At 73.3% G+C, this 17,929-nt stretch carries 15 protein-coding genes, 1 pseudogene and 1 riboswitch; of the genes and pseudogenes, 6 read left to right on the forward strand and 10 right to left on the reverse strand.

Features of this window, described 5'->3' with window-relative positions; genetic code table 11:
* Window positions 1–160: 160 nt before the first annotated feature.
* Window positions 161–754 (reverse strand): hypothetical protein, encoded by a 594-nt coding sequence (locus O3438_RS14925; protein WP_269680542.1) that lies wholly within the window; start codon window positions 752–754, stop codon window positions 161–163.
* 227 nt (window positions 755–981) lie between these two features.
* On the opposite strand from O3438_RS14925, the gene O3438_RS14930 reads away from it, so the two are divergent.
* Window positions 982–1,782, forward strand: a complete 801-nt coding sequence (locus O3438_RS14930) for an SAM hydrolase/SAM-dependent halogenase family protein (protein ID WP_269680543.1) — start codon at window positions 982–984, stop codon at window positions 1,780–1,782.
* A gap of 25 nt (window positions 1,783–1,807) precedes the next feature.
* On the forward strand, window positions 1,808–2,050 hold the full coding sequence (locus O3438_RS14935; protein WP_088946738.1) for a CPCC family cysteine-rich protein: 243 nt from the start codon (window positions 1,808–1,810) through the stop codon (window positions 2,048–2,050).
* A gap of 28 nt (window positions 2,051–2,078) precedes the next feature.
* On the opposite strand, the gene O3438_RS14940 is transcribed toward O3438_RS14935, so the two are convergent.
* The gene (locus O3438_RS14940; protein WP_269680544.1) at window positions 2,079–3,341 is read right to left on the reverse strand and encodes a hypothetical protein; all 1,263 of its coding nucleotides are present in this window, start codon (window positions 3,339–3,341) and stop codon (window positions 2,079–2,081) included.
* Between the two features lie 109 nt (window positions 3,342–3,450).
* On the opposite strand from O3438_RS14940, the gene O3438_RS14945 reads away from it, so the two are divergent.
* Window positions 3,451–4,260 carry a DNA-formamidopyrimidine glycosylase family protein gene (locus O3438_RS14945; protein ID WP_269680545.1) on the forward strand — a complete coding sequence of 270 codons (810 nt, stop codon included), beginning with the start codon at window positions 3,451–3,453 and terminating at the stop codon, window positions 4,258–4,260.
* A 155-nt stretch (window positions 4,261–4,415) separates the two neighbouring features.
* Window positions 4,416–8,033 (forward strand): hypothetical protein, encoded by a 3,618-nt coding sequence (locus O3438_RS14950; protein ID WP_269680546.1) that lies wholly within the window; start codon window positions 4,416–4,418, stop codon window positions 8,031–8,033.
* A gap of 19 nt (window positions 8,034–8,052) precedes the next feature.
* Here O3438_RS14950 and pspM read toward each other — a convergent pair whose 3' ends face one another.
* From pspM to O3438_RS14985, 7 genes and pseudogenes are all read right to left on the reverse strand, one after another.
* Window positions 8,053–8,838, reverse strand: a complete 786-nt coding sequence (pspM, locus tag O3438_RS14955) for a phage shock envelope stress response protein PspM (RefSeq protein ID WP_269680547.1) — start codon at window positions 8,836–8,838, stop codon at window positions 8,053–8,055.
* A gap of 23 nt (window positions 8,839–8,861) precedes the next feature.
* Complete coding sequence (locus tag O3438_RS14960) at window positions 8,862–9,734, reverse strand: PspA/IM30 family protein (protein WP_145784976.1); 873 nt, start codon at window positions 9,732–9,734, stop codon at window positions 8,862–8,864.
* Between the two features lie 196 nt (window positions 9,735–9,930).
* Complete coding sequence (locus O3438_RS14965; RefSeq protein WP_269680548.1) at window positions 9,931–10,371, reverse strand: helix-turn-helix domain-containing protein; 441 nt, start codon at window positions 10,369–10,371, stop codon at window positions 9,931–9,933.
* Window positions 10,372–10,638: 267 nt separating this feature from the next.
* Window positions 10,639–11,136: pseudogene (locus O3438_RS14970) on the reverse strand (CinA family protein); the annotation flags it as partial.
* Window positions 11,137–11,320: 184 nt separating this feature from the next.
* Window positions 11,321–11,914, reverse strand: coding sequence for a CDP-diacylglycerol--glycerol-3-phosphate 3-phosphatidyltransferase (gene pgsA, locus O3438_RS14975; RefSeq protein ID WP_269680549.1), 594 nt, complete (start codon window positions 11,912–11,914; stop codon window positions 11,321–11,323).
* A gap of 77 nt (window positions 11,915–11,991) precedes the next feature.
* On the reverse strand, window positions 11,992–13,500 hold the full coding sequence (gene rimO / locus O3438_RS14980; protein WP_145784980.1) for a 30S ribosomal protein S12 methylthiotransferase RimO: 1,509 nt from the start codon (window positions 13,498–13,500) through the stop codon (window positions 11,992–11,994).
* 120 nt (window positions 13,501–13,620) lie between these two features.
* The gene (locus O3438_RS14985; RefSeq protein ID WP_269683650.1) at window positions 13,621–14,544 is read right to left on the reverse strand and encodes an ornithine cyclodeaminase family protein; all 924 of its coding nucleotides are present in this window, start codon (window positions 14,542–14,544) and stop codon (window positions 13,621–13,623) included.
* Window positions 14,545–14,640: 96 nt separating this feature from the next.
* Window positions 14,641–14,710: riboswitch (guanidine-III (ykkC-III) riboswitch) on the forward strand.
* Window positions 14,711–14,767: 57 nt separating this feature from the next.
* Between O3438_RS14985 and sugE the strand changes: the two genes are divergently transcribed.
* Entirely contained in the window at window positions 14,768–15,082 is a 315-nt protein-coding gene (sugE, locus tag O3438_RS14990) for a quaternary ammonium compound efflux SMR transporter SugE (protein ID WP_269680550.1), read from the forward strand.
* 82 nt (window positions 15,083–15,164) lie between these two features.
* Entirely contained in the window at window positions 15,165–15,410 is a 246-nt protein-coding gene (locus tag O3438_RS14995; RefSeq protein WP_269680551.1) for a hypothetical protein, read from the forward strand.
* Between the two features lie 62 nt (window positions 15,411–15,472).
* Here O3438_RS14995 and O3438_RS15000 read toward each other — a convergent pair whose 3' ends face one another.
* Window positions 15,473–17,929 carry a DNA translocase FtsK gene (locus O3438_RS15000; RefSeq protein WP_269680552.1) on the reverse strand — a complete coding sequence of 819 codons (2,457 nt, stop codon included), beginning with the start codon at window positions 17,927–17,929 and terminating at the stop codon, window positions 15,473–15,475.

Genomic DNA, 17,929 nt, shown 5'->3' on the forward strand with positions numbered 1-17,929 from the left:
CGTCGCGCGACCGACGCCGCCCGAGTCGAGGGAGCGTGGGTTCCGCTGCGTCATCCGATCCGCAGCCGGTCGGCATCACCTTGTCAGCCGTTATACCTGGGAGTCATACATATGACTCCCAGGTATAACGCTCACGAGCACCACATGCTCCGGCTGGAGCTCAGCCGAGGCTGTCGAGGACCTTCTCGTAGCGGGGGCGGTCGGCGGCCGGGGTCTTCGCCGCCAGGTAGTTGAGCACCACCGCGCCCCGTCGGTAGGACTGGCCGCCCCAGGTCTCCGCGATGTCGCTGGCACTGCTCTCGTCGGGAAACACGTACACGGTGACGGCGTCGGTGGCGACGATCTCGGAGCAGCCCAGGCCCAGCCCGTCCGGTCCGCAGTCGACCGAGCGGTCCTTCGGGTGCGGCACCTTCAGACCCGCGGCCTTGAACGCGGTGACCACCTGCGTGGCACCCGGAGCCCCGGCCGGCCGCTGCGGCAGCACCACCGGCGGCGGGCTGGCCGGCCGGCGCTGCGTGGGCCCCTGCGGCGCGGCTGTCGCCGGCGGGGGCGGGGGCGCGACCCCGTCGGTGCTGGACGGGGCGGCCGAGGGAGTCGGCGCACCGGGGAGACCGGTGGCCGCCGGGGCCGACAAGGACGAGACGCTGGGGGCCGCGCTCGACGGGTCCGTGTCGTCGTCACCGCCGCCGCAACCGGCGGCGACGGCGGCGACGACCAGCAGGGCTCCGACGGCGGGCAGGCTCCGAAGTGTCACCACCGCAGTCTGCCCAACCGCGCGGGACGGCGCGAGGGGCCGGTCGGTCACCGCGCTGTCCCGTTTCCGCCAACCGCCCTCCGCCGGATGATCCGCACGAGATCCGGGATGCTGCTGCCTCAACCGCGACCCAGACAGCACCATCAGGGATGTTGCGCGGATCTTGGCGCGGTGCGTGGGGCGTGGGACGTGGGGCATGGGGCGTGGGACGTGGTTAACCTGCGGGCATGTCCGTCACGCCCTGGATCTCCCTGACCACCGACTACGGTCTCACCGACGGCTTCGTGGCCGCCTGCCACGGGGTGATCGCCCGGCTCGCGCCGGCCGTCCGGGTCATCGACGTGACCCACCTGGTGCCACCGGCGGACGTCCGTCGGGGCGCGGCGGTGCTGGCGCAGACGGTGCCGCACCTGCCCGTTGGCGTACACGTGGCGGTGGTCGACCCGGGGGTGGGTACCGCCCGACGGGGAGTCGCGCTGGCCACCCCCGGTGGGTTGCTGGTCGGCCCGGACAACGGGCTGCTGCCGGACGCCGCCGCCGCTCTCGGCGGGGTGACCGCCGCGGTGGAGCTGACCGAGCGGCGCTGGCTGGCCGATCAGGTGTCCAGCACGTTCCACGGGCGGGACGTGTTCGCACCGGCGGCGGCCCGGCTGGCCCTCGGCGTGCCGCTGGCCGAGGCGGGGCCGCCGGTCGATCCGGCGGACCTGGTCCGGCTGCCGACGCCGACGCTGACGGTGGACGACGAGGGCTTCACCGCCGAGGTGTCGACAGTGGACCATTTCGGCAACGTCCAGTTGGCCGCACCGGCGCGGCTGCTCGATCCGCTTCCGGCGGCGCTGCGGGTCGGGCCGCCCCGTGCGGAGCCGACCCGACCGGCCGTACGGGGACGGACGTTCGCCGACGCACCGGCCGATGGTCTGGTGGTCTACGTCGACTCGGCCGATCTGGTGGCGGTCGCGGTCAACGGCGGGCGGGCGGTGGACCTCCTCCGGGTGGCCCCGGGTGACGTCCTGCGGGTTTCCCGCTGATATTCGACTGTGGAATGCTGCCCCGGTGGGTGAACAAGTGGTTCCCGTGGGTTGTCCCTGCTGCGCCTCACGGACCGGCGGGGGGACCTGCCCGGTCTGCTTCTGGACCGACGACGGCCAGACCGACGCCGACGCCGACGCGGTTCGGGGTGGCCCCAACGGCGACCTGAGCCTTTCGCACGCCCGACTCAACTACGCCGTCTACGGTGCCAGCCACCCGCGCTACCAGGACATGGTGCGGCAGGCCCGCCCCGACGAGCGCCCCTGACTCAGCGCCCGACGGGGCGGTGTGCGGTTCAGCAGACCGGCACGCTGCCGCCGTACACGCTGGAGATGTAGGCGTGGCTGACGTACTGACCGGTCGCCAGGCGGTTCCAGCGGGTGGTGGTGCGGTAGGGCCCGACCACCCGTTGTCCGGTGACGTAGCACTGGATCGGCACGTGGGCCAGCCGGGCGGCGAGGCCCCGCACGGCGTACGAGGTGCCGGCCCCGGAACGGATGTTGAGCGGGCCGTCACCGACCACGCCCCGTGGTCCGCCACCGGTCCACAGGTAGGCGACGTCCACCCAGGCGTTCGTGGTCAGCTGGAGGCCGTCCCAGAAGGTGCCGTCGGCGAGGTCGATGCCGGCCGGGTTGAGCACGGTACGCCCGAACTGGTCCCGCCCACCGTTGTAACCGGACTGGTACGCGGCCTGCGCCTCGGGCCGACCCTGCGGCAGGTCCTTCCAGTTCTCCCGTACCGATGACGGGTTCCAGTAGTCGTCGCGGGTGTTCCACGGCCCGACGTCCCAGACCGGCGCGTACTCGCAGCGGGCGCTGTTGGTCGTGCAGACCCGCACCGTGTAGTCGCCGGTGTTGAGCGGGGACAGGCCGCGCCGCGACGGCAGCGCCACGAAGTGGTCCCGGGGTTGCACGGTACGGCCGTTGGCGGTCACCTCGCCGACCAGGCCGACGCGGGTGGCGTACACCCGGTAGGTGCGGCCGGGTGTGGCGGCGGACGCGGCGGCTGTGGCGTCGGCGGTGAGCCGCACCCCGCGTACCGTCGCGGTGGCACCGCCGTTGGTCGCGGTGAGCACCACTCGGGTCTGCACCTGGCTGACCGACCTGTCGAAGACCGCCCCGGCGGTGGCGGTCTGCCACTCCGTCCAGCCGAGGGTCCGCCAGCCGCGGACCTGCGCCTCCACTGTCGCGCCGCTGGGGACCGACGCGTCTATCTCGGCGCGGACCCGGGTGGCCGGCCGGGCGAGGGTGCGGGAGGTGGTCAGCAGCATCCCTTCGGCGACGGCGCTGTGCGGGCTTCGCGCGCGGTGCCCGGTGGCCCGGGTCTCGCGCAGCCGTAGCCCGGCTGCGGTCCGTCGGACGTTGACGTCGTCGCGGTCCACGACGGAGAGGTCGGCATTCCACCGTTCGCCGCTCGGGGCGGCAGCGGAGAGGACGAGCGAACTGTCGGGTGCGGCGTCGGCGACGCCGCCGACGGTGGGTAGGAGCGCTGCGGTGAGCAGGAGGGAGGACGTGGCGACGAGGGCGGCGGACGGGATACGACAACGAGGTCGCGTCATGGGCATTCTCCTCAGAACCTCTTGACCCTCGCATGTCGGGAGATCATGAGGAACCTGAGTACAAATAGCGACACATGCGAATTCTGCTCGAAAGAGGGAGGATGGCAGGGTGCCCGAAGGAGACACCGTCTGGAACACCGCGCGCGTGCTGCACCGCGCGCTCGCCGGTGCGCGGATCACCAGCAGTGACTTCCGCGTGCCGCAGCTCGCGACCACCGACCTCAGCGGCTGGACCGTGCGCGAGTCGGCCAGCCGGGGCAAGCACCTGCTGCTGCGCCTCGGCGCCCCCGACGAGGCTCCCTGGACCCTGCACTCGCACCTGAGGATGGACGGCGCCTGGCGGGCGTACGCGCCGGGGGAACGCTGGAACGGACGGCCCGCCCACCTGATCCGGGTGGTGCTGCGCAGCCCCGGTGCCGTCGCGGTCGGCTACCACCTGCACGAGATGGCCCTGGTGCCGACCGCCGAGGAGGACCGGCTGGTCGGTCACCTCGGGCCCGATCTGCTCGGCCCGGACTGGGATGCGGCCGAGGCCGTCCGCCGGCTCGCCGACCACCCGGAGCAGACCATCGGCGAGGCGCTGCTCGACCAACGCAACCTGGCCGGGGTGGGCAACCTCTACAAGTGCGAGGTGCTGTTCCTGCGGGGCGTGTCGCCGTGGACGCCGGTCGACGCGGTGCCGGACCTGCCCGGCATGGTGGCCCTGGCGCAGCGGCTGCTCGCCGCCAACCGTGGCCGGTGGACGCAGAGCAGCACCGGCTCGCTGCACCGGGGGCAGACCAGCTACGTGTACGGTCGCCGCGCCCAGCCCTGCCGTCGCTGCGGCACCGCGATCCGCAAGGAGGAGCTGGGTGACCGGGTCACCTACTGGTGCCCGGTGTGCCAGCCCGAACGCCCCGGCCCACCCGCACCGGGCTGACCAGCGCGACGTTCTCCCAGAAACGGACGATTGGGTAATTCCTATCCGGCCGCCGGAGTCGCATGCTGCGGTTGAACCCTCACCGACCGTCAGCAGAGTGCCGAGGTCCGCCACGTCGGGGTGGCGGACGTCGTGCCCCGACCCCGGGGAGAGTCATGGCGATGTTCCGCAGACTCCGCTCCACCTTCTTCGAGCGGACGACCCGCGACACGGGCGACACCGCCAGCGGACGGACGGCGTCCGTGCCCGCCGCGCGTACCGCCGAGGAGACCGCTCCGGCCCCGAGCCTGGACCCGGCCGTGGTGCCGCGATGCTTCGGCCCGGTGCCCAACTTCGCCCACAGCCCTCGCCCGAGGCGTGGTCCCGACGGGCGGCTGGTGCCCGGCACCGGGCTGCGCAAGTTCGTGGACCCGTTGCCCGCTCCGGGCCGGCACTGCCGCACCGACCTCGGCAGCCACCTGCCGGTGGCAGCGCCGGACACGATCAGCTACCCGGGCTGCGACTACTACGAGATCGGCCTACAGGAGTACGCGCAGCGGCTGCACCGGGACCTGCCGGCCACCCGGCTGCGCGGCTACCGGCAGCTCAACCTGGGCACCGATCCGACGGGCCACAACACGGTGGCGCCCCCCGACCGGCCGTGGCACCTCGGCCCGATGATCCTCGCCCGCCGGGGCCGACCGGTCCGGGTGAAGTTCATCAACCAGCTCCCCACCGGCCGGGCCGGCGAGCTGTTCCTGCCGGTGGACGACACGATCGCCGGCGCCGGTCTCGGCCCGCTGGACGGACCGGCGCCGTACCCGCAGAACCGGGCGGTGCTGCACCTGGCCGGGGCGCAGACCGGCTGGACCAGCGCCGGCAACCCCGGGCAGTGGATCACCCCGGCCGGGGAGATCACTCCGTACCCGACCGGGGTGGGCGTGACCCCCGTGCCGGACATGCCGGTGCCGGGCGCGGGTGCCACCACGCTCTACTACCCGAACGACCAGAGCGGGCGGCTGCTGTGGTGGCACGACAACACCGCCGGTCTGGCCCGGCTCACCGTCTACGGTGGGCAGCTCGCCCTCTACCTGCTCACCGACCCGGCCGAGGACCAGCTCGTCGCCGACGGGGTGCTCCCGGCCGACCAGCTCCCCCTGGTGATCGAGGACAAGACGTTCGTGCCGGACGACACCCAACTCGCCGCCGAGGACCCGACCTGGGACCGGGAACGCTGGGGTGCCCGGGGCAGCCTCTGGCACCCACACGTGTACCAGCCCAGACAGAACCCGTACCGGTCCGGCGGGCGCAACCCGACCGGCCGGTGGGACTACGGCCCCTGGTCGCACCACCCCACACCGGACGGCGTCCACACCGACGGCTGGGCCCCGAACCCCCACCACGACCCGGTCGACGCGCCGGACGAACCACCGCTGAGCCCTGACCTGCCGCACCCGTCCGCGGTCCCCGAGGCGTACGGCGACACCCCGCTCGTCAACGGCGTCGCCTACCCGTACCTGGAGGTGCAGCCGCGCGCGTACCGGTTCCGGATCCTCAACGCCTGCCTGGACCGCAACCTGAACCTCCAGCTCTACCGCGCCCGCTCCGACGGGGCGATGTGGACCGCCGACGGCGCGCTCGCCGACGCGGACGCCGGTGAGGTCCCGATGGTGCCCGCCGTGCAGGCGGCGGACCGTCCGCCGGGCTGGCCGACCGACGGACGCGACGGCGGGGTGCCCGACCCCCGCGCGGCCGGACCCGCGTTCGTCCAGATCGGAAACGAGGCCGGGCTGCTGCCCGCGCCGGTGGTGCTGCCGAACCGACCGATCGGTTACCGCTACGACCGGCTCGACCCGACAGTGCTGAACGTCGACGGGCACACCCTGCTGCTCGCCCCGGGCGAGCGGGCCGACGTGCTCGTCGACTTCTCCGCCGTACCGCCGGGCAGCACAGTGATCCTGTACAACGACGCGCCGGCGCCGCTGCCCGGCTACGACCCCCGCTACGACCAGCACGCCGACGCGCCGGACCGCACCGCCGAGGGTGGTCCGCCACCCACCGAGCCAGGGTACGGCCCGAACACCCGCACCCTGCTCCAGTTCCGGGTGAGCGGGGAGCCGGTGCAGCCGTACGACCTGGAACGGCTGCGCGAGCGGCTGCCAGTGGCGTACGCGGCCAGCCAGCGCCCGCCGATCGTGCCGCAGCCGGCCTACGACGCGGCGTTCGGCACGCGTACCGGGTCGCCGACGACGGTGCCGGTGCACGCCAGCACCGTGACGTTCACCCCGACGGGCAGCGCCGGCCCGGTCACACTGCCGATCACGGTCAAGGCCGCCCAGCAGGTGTTCGAGCCGGACCACGGCCGGCTGGCCGGCCGGCTCGGCGTCGGGCACCCGCACGCCGGGCCACTCAACCCGACGACGCTGCCGCTGGGCCCCACCGACCCGGTCACCGAGGTGCTCTTCGCCACCGACCCCGCCGTGCCGGTGGGCGCGCCGGGCGACGGCACCCAGCTCTGGCGGATCAGTGGCAACGTCCGGCAGACCGAGCCGCTGCACTTCGGTGGCTGCGACGTGCAGGTGGTCAACCGGGTCGGCTGGGACGGCACCGTGCGACCACCGCACGGCAACGAGCTGGGCTGGAAGGACACCGTCCGGGTCAACCCCCGGGAGGACGTCGTGGTGGCGTTGCGCCCGGTCGCCCCGGCGCTGCCGTTCAAGCTGGGTGACAGCGTCCGACTGCTCGACCACTGTCGCCCGGCCGGGGCCCGTACCGGGTCGGCCCCGGTCAGCCCGGCGGACGGGCGCCCCGCCATGGTGGTCAACCAACTGGTCAACCTGGGCTGGGAGTACCGCTGGCACAGCCAGCTCGCCGGCCACCGCGACGCGGGGATGACCCGGCCACTGGTGCTGCGGGTGGCCCCGAAGGCACCGACCGGGCTGACCGCCACGCCGGTGTCCGGCTCGGCCACCGCGCTACCCGCTATCGCCCTGGCCTGGACCGGCAACGGCGGACGCCCACCGGCGACCAGCCACCTGCTGCAACGGGCCACCGACGCGACGTTCGGCGGCGAGGTCACCACGATCACCGTCGCGGCCACCGCCACCCGGTACACCGACGCGACGGTCACCCCCGGTGTCACATACCACTATCGGATCCGGGCGGAGAACGCCGTCGGCTACTCGTCCTGGTCGAACGGGGTACCGGCCTCGGTGCACCTGGCCGCGCCGAGCGGCCTGGTCGCGGCGCTCCCGCCGGCCGCACCGCTGCGGGTGGCACTGCGCTGGTCGAACCGCTCGTTCGCCACCGGCATCGACGTGCAGCGGGCGACCAACCCCACGTTCACCAGCGGCCCCGGCACCACAGCCATCGGGGTCGCCGACAACCACCTGGACGTCACCGTCGCGCCGGACACCACGTACTACTACCGGGTGCGGACCACCTACCTGGGTGCCGCCTCGGCCTGGTCGACGGTCGCCACGGTGACCTCACCGCCCGCGCCGGGCACCCCCACCGAGGTGAGCGCCACCGCCAACGCGCCCGGCCCGGACACCGCGACGGTGATCCTGGCCTGGGCGGCGAGCACACCCACCGGGCAGGGGTCCGGGTTCATCGTGCAGCGGGCCCTTGACCCGGCGTTCGACCGGGAGGTCGCCACCTTCACGGTGACCGGTAGAGGTTTCACCAACACCGGGCTGGCCCGGGGCGTGACCTACCACTACCGGATCCGGTCGTTCAACGTCGTGGGCAGCTCGCCGTACACCGGCCCGGTAGTGGTCACGACCCCACCGTGACCGGCCGACGCGGCCCGGCTCAGCGGGTGGGCGCGCGCAGAGGTGTGCCGACGGCGCGCAGCTCGGCGAGCGCCCCGGCAACGCCGTGCAGCAGGTCGGTCGCCTCGGTGAGCCGGTCGGCGGCCGGGTGGGCGGTCTCCGGGCGGGCATCCTCGGCCAGGTAACCGGCGGCGGCGACCACCAACCGTTCGTAGGCGGCGACACCGCCCTCCAGTTGGGCGGTCAGCACGGCGTGCGCCTCGGCCAGCGGTGCCCGCGCGTCGGCCGGGGCCAGCCGCAGCGCTCGTTCGACGCTGGCCACCCGCGACGCCAGGTCGCGCAACGAACCGTCGGCGGCGGCAGCCTCCTGCACCGCGGGCTCGGCCAGCCCGGTGAGCCGGGGAGCCATCCCGGCCAGGGTGAGGGCCGCCCGGTCCAGGCGGGCCCACTGCTCGCCCGCGCTGGTGCCGCGTAGGGCGATCCGGGAGCGGACCCGGCGAACCTCGGCCAGCACACCAGGGCCGACCGGCAGCCGCTCGACGGCGGCGACCAAGCGGGCCCGCGACCGGGCCGCGGCCTCGGCCGGGTCGAGCGCGGGGGGTGCCGGCTGGGCGGCCAGGGCACGCACGTCGATCCAACGCCAGGCGGCGAGCGCCACCGCACTGCCCGCGGCGCCGGCCCAGGCCGCGTCGGGTAGACCGAGGCCGGCGTACGGGGTCAGCACCGCCGCGGCACCGCCGAGCCCGCCGGCCAGCACACTCCATCGTCGGGCGGACCGGCGCAGCCGACCCAGCCTCCGGAAGTATCGCGCCCGCTCGTCTGCCACCCTGACCCCCTCGGTCCGCTCGTTCAGCCGGCGGCGGTCGGGTCGCCGGTGCCCCGCTCACGAGCCATGCTGGCGCGCAGCTCGTCCAGCCGGGCGGCGGCCGCCGGATCGTTGGCCGGACCGGCCTTCTCGGCCTGCGGCACGGCCTGTCGCTGCGACGCGCCGCCGAGCTGCTCCCCCGCCATGCTGGACCGGATCTGCTCCAGTCTCGCGGAACCCGCCGAGTCGATGGTGGCCTTCTGAATCTCCAACATCCGGCCTTCGACGGAGTTGCCGGCCAGCTCGGCGCGACCCATCGCGTTGGCGTAGCGCCGCTCGATGCGGTCGCGCACCTCGTCCAGCGACGGGGTGTTGGTGGGCGCGGTCAGCGACGACATCGACTCCAGCGAACGGGCCACCGACTCCTGCATCTTGGCCTGCTCCAGCTGGCTGAGCAGCTTGGTGCGCTCGGCGAGCTTCTGCTGGAGGATCATCGAGTTGTTCTCGACCGCCCGGCGGGCCTGGGCTGCGGCGCCCAGCGCCTGGTCGTGCAGGGTCTTCAGGTCCTCGGTGGCCTGCTCGGCGGAGACCAGCTGGGTGGCCAGGGTCTGCGCCGACTGCTCGAACCGCGTCGCCTCGGCCTCGTCACCCTTGGCCCGGGCCTGGTCGGACAGCACCAGGGCCTGCCGGGCGTTGCCCTGCAACCGCTCGACCTCGGACATCTGCCGGGAGAGCTTCATCTCCAGCTGACGCTGGTTGCCGATCACGGCGGCGGCCTGCTGGACCAGCGCCTGGTGCTGCCGCTGGGCATCCTCGATGGCCTGCTGGATCTGCACCTTGGGGTCGGCGTGCTCGTCGATCTTGGCACCGAAGAGCGCCATCAGATAGTTCCAACCCTTGACGAACGGGTTCGCCATCTCCGCGGTATCCCCTCAGTCGCGTCGCTCCACCACGGTCGGGTCGGACAGGCCGACCACGACCGGCCGGTCTCCATCGTCCCAGTCGAACGCCAACGAAGGCACCCTTACCGTTGGTCGACTGCACCGGCAGCTCCTGCCGGCCACCCTACGCGGCCGGGGCCAACCCGCCCACGGTCAAACCGGAAGGATGGGGTCAGGCCGCGCAGACCACGTCCCGGTCGCGCTCGGTCGGTCGTACGCGCGCGCTGCGCAGCGTGGCCTTGAGCGGCGAGTCCTGGCGGACCGACACGGCGACCTTGCCGTCGGAGGTGACCTGACGGACGCCCCGGCTGGTGCTCTTGGCGGCCGCTGCGGCGTCGGCCGGCTCCTCCTGCATCGAGACGAGCACACCCGGCATCTGCTCGGCGAGCGCCACTGTGTCGCTCACCTCGCGCAGCAGCTCGGACAGGCGGGCGCCGAGGGCGTCGCAGATCGCGGCGAGCAGCTCGCTGGACGGCTCCTTGTGCCCCCGCTCGATCTCGGAGAGGTAGCCGAGGCTGACGTTGGCGGCGGTGGAGACCTCACGCAGCGTGCGCTGCTGCCCCTGACGGCGCGCTCGCAGTGCGTCACCGATCACCCGGCGTAGCAGGATCATCGCACCTCCCCCTGAGGGATACCTCGCGCTCGCCGCTGGCAGCCGGTCGCGGTGGGACCGCGCCGACCCCGAACGTCGGAGCCTTCCCGCAACCGTACCCGTTGCGAGCCCGGGCGACATCCCGCCCCGCCCGTCGGTTCGTCGGCGCGGGGCTCAGCGGTGGCCGGCGCCGGCCGTTCCCGCCCTGCCCGGGGTGGTCCCGGTCGGGGTCCGCGAGGTTTCCGTCGGGGGTACGACTTCTGGGGTGTCGGGGTCGGCGGTCGGGGCGCCGGGGAGCGCTTCCCGGGCGTCGGCGTCGTAGATCCGCTCGGCGAGCAGCCGGAGGGCCTCGATCACCGCTGTCACGCGGACGTGCTCCCGGCCGCCGTCGAGGTCGAGTTGGCGGACCTCCGCGCCGTTCGTCCCGGCGACCGCCACGTAGACCAGACCGACGGGCTTGCCGTCCTGGGGTTCCGGGCCGGCGACGCCGGTGGTGGCGACCCCCCAGTCCGCGCCGCAGCGCTCGCGCCCACCCTCGGCCAGCGCCGCCGCCACGTCGGGGTCCACCGGTCCCCGCTCGGACAGCAGGTCGGCGGGTACGCCGGCCAGGCTGTCCTTCAGGTCGGTGGCGTAGACCACGAGCCCACCCCGGTAGATCGCGCTCACCCCGGCGACGTCCACGATCGAGGCCGCCAGCAGACCGCCGGTGAGCGACTCGACGGTGGCCAGGGTCTCGTGTCGCTGCGCCAGCCGGTGCACCACCGCCGCCGCCGCAGTGCCCGCCACCGCGTCGTCCGAGACACCGACCTCGTGGCGTCCGAAACCAGCGTCTCGCTGCGTCGACCCGTCCGTTCCCACGCACCAATCCTTCCCCACCGACCGATCCCCAACCCTGCCGGCCCGAACGCGTAGATCATGAGGTTGACCTGCCGACACGCAACGCCGGCTCGCAGAGCGAACGGGGTGGGGGTCAGCGAGGGCGACGGAGGCGAAGTGCCTGGGCGATGTAGTCGAAGCCGGTGGCGACCGTGACCAGCACGGCGGCACCCATGATCCACGGGCCGACGGCGGCGAGGGCGGCCGGCATCGGCCAGAGGTACCACGCGATGGCGAGGATCTGGAGCGCCGTCTTGACCTTGCCGCCTCGGCTGGCGGCGATCACGCCGTGCCGGATCACCCAGAACCGCAGCCCGGTGATGCCCAGCTCACGGACCAGGATCACCGCGGTCACCCACCAGGGCAGTTGGTCGTACCAGGAGAGCAGCACCAGGGCCGCTCCGGTGAGCGCCTTGTCGGCGATCGGGTCGGCCACCTTGCCGACCGAGGTGACCAACCCGAAGCGCCGGGCGATCCAGCCGTCCACCAGGTCCGTCGCCGAGGCCACCGCGAAGATCAGGCAGGCCGCCATCCGCCAGCCCGCGTGGGTCATCCCGGACACGATCACCGACGCGGCGAAGACCGGCACCAGGACCAGCCGCAGGGCGGTCAGCGCGTTGGCCGCGTTGAGGACGGGCACCACGGCCGCCACCGCCGGGCCGGGCGTCGACTCCGTCGCCCCGGTCACCGCGGCGCTCCGCTCGGGCTGCCGCGGCGTTCCCGGCACCGCACCACGTGGCTCCCCCGCTCCGCTCGGGCCCGCCGTCACCGTGCCGCGCCGGGCGCCGCCGAGATCATCTCATCCGGCACGGCGAGCAGGTCCACCCCTTCGGTGCCGGTCACCGTCGCGCGCACCAGGTCACCGGGACGCAGCGCGGCCAGGTCGACCCCGCCGTCGGCCGGCGCGACCAGGGTGGTCGAGCCGTCGACCTCCGGCGCCTGGTGCGCCGCCCGCCCCTCCACCACGCCGTCCGTGATCGAGTCGACGAGCACCTCGACGGTCGAGCCGAGCCGGTCCTCGGCCCGCTGCGAGCACAGCTCGTCGGCGAGCGCGCTGAGCCGGTCGTAACGGCGCTTGATCGTCGCGGCGGAGACCTTGCCGGGCAGCCCGGCGGCCTCGGTGCCGTCCTCGTCGCTGTAGTCGAACATGCCGATCGCGTCGAGCCGGGCCTCGGTCAGGAACCGCACCAGCTCGTCGACGTCGGCGCGGGTCTCGCCGGGGAAGCCGACGATGAAGTTGCTCCGGGCACCCGCGTCCGGGGCCAGCGCACGTGCACCCGCCAACAGCTCCAGGAACCGGTCGGTGGAGCCGAAACGCCGCATCCGGCGCAGCACCGGCTCACTGGAGTGCTGGAACGACAGGTCGAAGTACGCGGCCACACCCGGGGTGTTGGCGATCGCCTCGACCAGCCCGGGGCGGGTCTCGGCCGGCTGGAGGTAACTCGCCCGCACCCGGACGATGCCACTCACCGCGGCGAGCTGCGGCAGCAGCTTCTCCAGCGCGCGGGGGTCACCCAGGTCCTTGCCGTACGAGGTGGAGTTCTCGCTGACCAGCACCAGCTCGCGTACGCCGGTCTTGGCCAGCCACTCCGCCTCGGCGAGCAGCTCGTCCGGCGTACGCGACACGAACGCCCCACGGAAGGCCGGGATGGCACAGAAGGCGCACCGCCGGTCGCAGCCGCTGGCGAGCTTCAGCGAGGCCACCGGGCCGGTGTCCAGCCGGCGGCGCAGCACCTGCCGCAGGTGCGCCGGGGTGTGCTCGTCGGTGTCGACAGCGGTGCGGGTGACGGTGCCGTGCCCGGGCAGGGACACCGCGCTGTCGCGCCGCTTCACCGGGGTCAACGGCAGCAGCTCACGCCGGTCCCGGGGGGTGTGCGCGGTGACCTGCTCACCGGCGACGACGGCGTTCAGCCGGGCGGCGATGTCCGGGTAGTCGTCGAAGCTCAACACCGCCTGGGCTTCGGGCAGGCTGTCCGCGAGCTCCCGGCCGTACCGCTCGGCCATGCAGCCGGCCGCGACGACCTTGGCACCGGTGCCGGCGGCGGCGAGCAGGGTCTGGATGGAATCCTGCTTGGCCTTCTCCACGAAACCGCAGGTGTTGACGACCACCACGTCGGCGCCCTCACCGTCGGTGCTCACCTGCCAGCCGTCGGCGTGCAGGCGGGCGGCCAACTCCTCCGAGTCGACCTCGTTACGGGCACAGCCGAGGGTCAGCAGGGCGACGCGGCGGCCCTCGGCGTTGTCGGAAGGAGAAGGAGCGGTGGCAGACACCATCCGAGGGTACCGGGCCAGTCGGGGCGGCCCACGCACGCGGGCGGCCGGGGCCGCGACCCACGTCGGTGTGCTCGGTCACTGGGCAGGTCCGCCGTCGCCGCCAGCGGTGCCGGTCGACGGTCAGCGGGCTGCGGCGCCCACCCTGGTCAGCGCGTCGAGCAGGAAGACCTCGGTCCCGGCCAGGCCGGTGGAGCAGAAGACGGAGACCTGGTCCGCGGTGGTCCGGCCGGGGGACACGCCGGCCAGGACGCCGCCCAGGTCACCCAACCGCCCGGCGTACGGGGGTGTGGCCGCGAGCATCGGCGGCTGGTAGTCCGCCGCCTGGGTCGGCGAGTCGGTGACCAGCACGTCCGCGACGTCCAGCAGGTCGGTGCCGAACTCGCTGCGGTCGAGCTGCTTGAAGCCGACCGCGTTGACGTGCGTGCCGGGGCTGAGGTCGGCGGCGCGGAGCACCGGGGTCGGGCTGGTGGTCGCGAGCACCACGACGTCCCGTCCGGCCACTGCCGATCCCGGGGTGGTCACCGCGCGGGCCGGCACACCCAGCTCGGCGCGGACCCGGGCGGCGAAGGCGTCCCTCCGGGCGGCGGAGCGGCTGTACACGACGACCTCCCGCAACGGGCGGACCGCGGCGGCGGCCCACACCTGCGTCCAGGCCTGCCGGCCGGAGCCGATCACCCCGAGGCTCGCCGCGTCCGGGCGGGCCAGCGCGTCGATCGCGACACCTCCCAGACCCCCGGTACGACGAGAACCCAGCTCCTCGCCCACCGCCACCGCCCGGACCGCCCCGCTTCGGCCGTCGTGCAGCACCACCAACTGCTCCCCCTCCGGGTGGCCGAAGGTGTCGTACGAGCGGAAGCCGTACCACTCGCCGACCAGGTGCCCGGCGGTGAGCACCATCCGCCCACCGGCCAGCGGGGCGGCGGTCCGGGGCGGGGCGATCAGACGTCCCTCGTACGCGGCCAGGAGTGCGGCGCGCATGGCGTCGACCGTGGTGGCGGCGTCCAGCGCGGCGGCGACCTCAGGATCGGCGTAGAGCAGGGTCATGATTGCCATCCTGCAAGTTGAAGTCAGGTACAGGTCAACACGTGGTGGTGGTCGTCACCACCCCGCCCCCGGGACGCCGGTGCTAGCGTCGGCAGCGGTGGCCCCGGAAGCTCGGGGCCGCTCCGGACGAGTGGTGGGCGTACCCGGTCAGGCCAAGACGCCCCGCGTGAGATGAAGACTCGTCCCGGCCCGGCAGCCCCGGGCGCCTACCGTGAGGTGAACGATGGCCTGGCTCGTACTCGTGATCTCGGGAATGTTGGAGACGGCCTGGGCGATCGCCCTGGACCGCAGCGCCGGCCTCAGCCGGTTGGTCCCGTCCGTGATCTTCGTGGTGACCCTGGTCCTGAGCATGGCCGGGCTGGCGTACGCGCTCCGGGAGATCCCGGTCGGCACCGGCTACGCGGTCTGGGTCGGCATCGGTGCGGTCGGCACCGCAGTGATCGGGATGCTGGCGCTCGGTGAGTCGGCGAACCTGCCCCGGATCCTCTGTCTCGTGCTGGTGGTAGCGGGCGTGATCGGGTTGAAAATCTTCCACTGAGGCATTCCGTCGGCATGCGTGGCGGCCACCCACAGTGGGTAGTGATCGATCCGTCACGACAGGCTCTCATTTGGAGGACGACATGACCGACATGCCGAGCACCGCCCGCCCCCGCAGCAACGCCGCCCGCATCCTCACCATCGTGGGCTTCGTCTTCGCCGTCCTCGCGCTGCTGCTCAACCCGATCATCTTCGGCGTGCTCGGCGTCATCGCGGGCGTCGTCGGCGCGGTGCTCGGCGACAAGCCCCTGGGCTGGTACGCCGCCGCGGCCAGCGTCGTCGCCGCGATCATCAGCCTGGTGATCATCGGTGCCCTGATCAGCAACTGACACGCTCCGACACGGGCCCGCCGGATACCGGCGGGCCCGTCGCGTGTCCGGGTCGACCGGTGTCAGTCCCCGTCGCCGCGGAGACCGACCAGGACCTCGTCCAGCTCGTCCGGCTTGACCAACACGTCGCGTGCCTTCGACCCCTCGGACGGCCCGACCACGCCGCGGGTCTCCATCAGGTCCATCAGGCGGCCGGCCTTCGCGAAACCGACCCGCAGCTTGCGTTGGAGCATCGAGGTCGAGCCGAACTGCGAGGTGACCACCAGCTCCACCGCCTGCACCAGCAGGTCGAGGTCGTCGCCGATGTCCTCGTCGATCTTCTTCTTGTTGTCCTGTGCCGGTGCCAACACGTCCTTGCGGAACTCCGGCTCGCGCTGGTCCTTGCAGAACTTCACCACGTCGGTGATCTCGCGCTCGGTGACCCAGGCGCCCTGGATGCGGACCGGCTTCGAGGCCCCCATCGGCAGGAAGAGCCCGTCACCACGGCCGAGCAGCTTCTCCGCGCCCGGCTGGTCGAGGATGACCCGCGAGTCCGCGAGCGAGGAGGTGGCGAACGCCAACCGGGACGGCACGTTCGCCTTGATCAGACCGGTCACCACGTCGACCGAGGGGCGCTGGGTGGCCAGGACCAGGTGGATGCCGGCGGCCCGGGCCAGCTGGGTGATCCGGACGACCGAGTCCTCCACGTCGCGGGGGGCCACCATCATCAGGTCGGCCAACTCGTCCACGATCACCAGCAGGTACGGGTACGGGCGCATCTCCCGTTCGCTGCCCGGCGGGGCCTTGATCTCGCCGTTGCGGACCTTCCGGTTGAAGTCGTCGATGTGCCGGACCCCGTTGGCGGCGAGGTCGTCGTAGCGCATGTCCATCTCGCGGACCACCCAGTCCAGCGAGTCGGCCGCCTTCTTCGCGTTGGTCACGATCGGGGTGACCAGGTGCGGGATCCCCTCGTAGCCGGTCATCTCGACCCGCTTCGGGTCGATCAGCAGCAGCCGCACCTCGTCCGGGGTGGCCCGGGTGAGGATCGACACCAGCAGGGTGTTGAGGCAGCTCGACTTGCCCGCGCCGGTGGCGCCGGCAATGAGGATGTGCGGCATCTTGGCGAGGTTGGCCACCACGTAGCCGCCCTCGATGTCCTTGCCGAGCGCCACCACCATCGGGTGGTGGTCGCTGGTCGCCGCCCGGGAGCGCAGCACGTCACCGAGGGCGACGTTCTCCGGGTCGGTGTTCGGGATCTCCACGCCGACCGCGCTCTTGCCCGGGATCGGGCTGAGGATCCGCACGTCCGGCGACTTCACCGCGTACGCGATGTTGCGGGACAGCTGGGTGATGCGTTCGACCTTGACGCCGTGACCCAACTCCACCTCGTAGCGGGTGACGGTCGGGCCCCGGGTGAAGCCGGTGACGGCGGCGTCCACGTCGAACTGGTCGAACACACCGGTCAGTGCGGCGATCACCTCGTCGTTGGCCTTGCTGCGGGTCTTGGGCGCCGCGCCACTGCTGAGCATGTTGGCCGGCGGCAGGGTGTAGTCCCCGGCCAGCCCCGTCAACGCGAGCTGCTCGGCGCGGGTCGGCGCGGGCGAGTGCTCCGGCGGCTCGACCGTCGGCTTGCGGCTCGCCGGCACCTTCGCCGGCGACTTGCGCGGCAGCACCATGGTCTCCTGGAGGTCCGCGCCGTCCAGGTCCTCGAAGTCGTCCGGGTCGATCGGCGGGGGCATCCGCTTCGCCGGCCGCCTGCGCGCGGGCCGCGTCGCCTCCTCGTCGGCCTCCTCGGCCTCCTCCGGGGCGGCGACCAGCCCTCCGGCGAGCAGACCCAGCCGCTCCGGGATCTTGTTGATCGGCGTCGCGGTGACCACGAGCAGGCCGAAGAGCAACAGCAGGACCAGCAGGGGTACGGCGACCCAGGCGGTGACCGCCCGTTCCAGCACCCCGCCCACACCGGCGCCGATCAGGCCTCCGGCGTAGTCCCGCTGCACGGTGTCCACCGGGTCCTGACCGATCTGGAGCAGCGCGGCGGTCGACACCAGCAGCGAACCCCACCCGATCAGCCCGCGACCCCGGTGCTCCGGGTCGGCCGGCTGACGCATCAGCCGCCACGCGCCGATCATCAGCAGCACCGGCACGACCACCGAGATCGCGCCCAGGAACAGCCGGATCGTGTCGGCCAGTCGTGCGCCCACCGGGCCGGCACCGGAGAACCAGAGCGCCACGGCGGAGAGCAGGGCGAGACCGAACAGCAGCAGCCCGGCGCCGTCGCGACGGTGCTCCGGGTCGAGGTCACGGGCCGAGGCGGCCTGTCGACCGGCGGCCCGCACCGCCCAACCCATGCCGTGCGCGAGACCCATCCACAGTGCGCCGACCGCGCGGCCCACGTAGACGGCCGGCCCGGGCCGGGCCGGCGTGGTGCGACGCCGGACCGGCGCCCGGGTCTTCTTGGCCGGTTGACGGGCACGACTGTTGGTGCCACCGCGCGGCGACGCGCCGCGTCGCCGGCTCGCCTGAGAGGTACGGCCCGCCAT

Origin of the sequence: Micromonospora sp. WMMC250, from assembly GCF_027460215.1 — a bacterium.
In the GTDB taxonomy this organism is placed as follows: Bacteria; Actinomycetota; Actinomycetes; order Mycobacteriales; family Micromonosporaceae; genus Micromonospora; species Micromonospora taraxaci.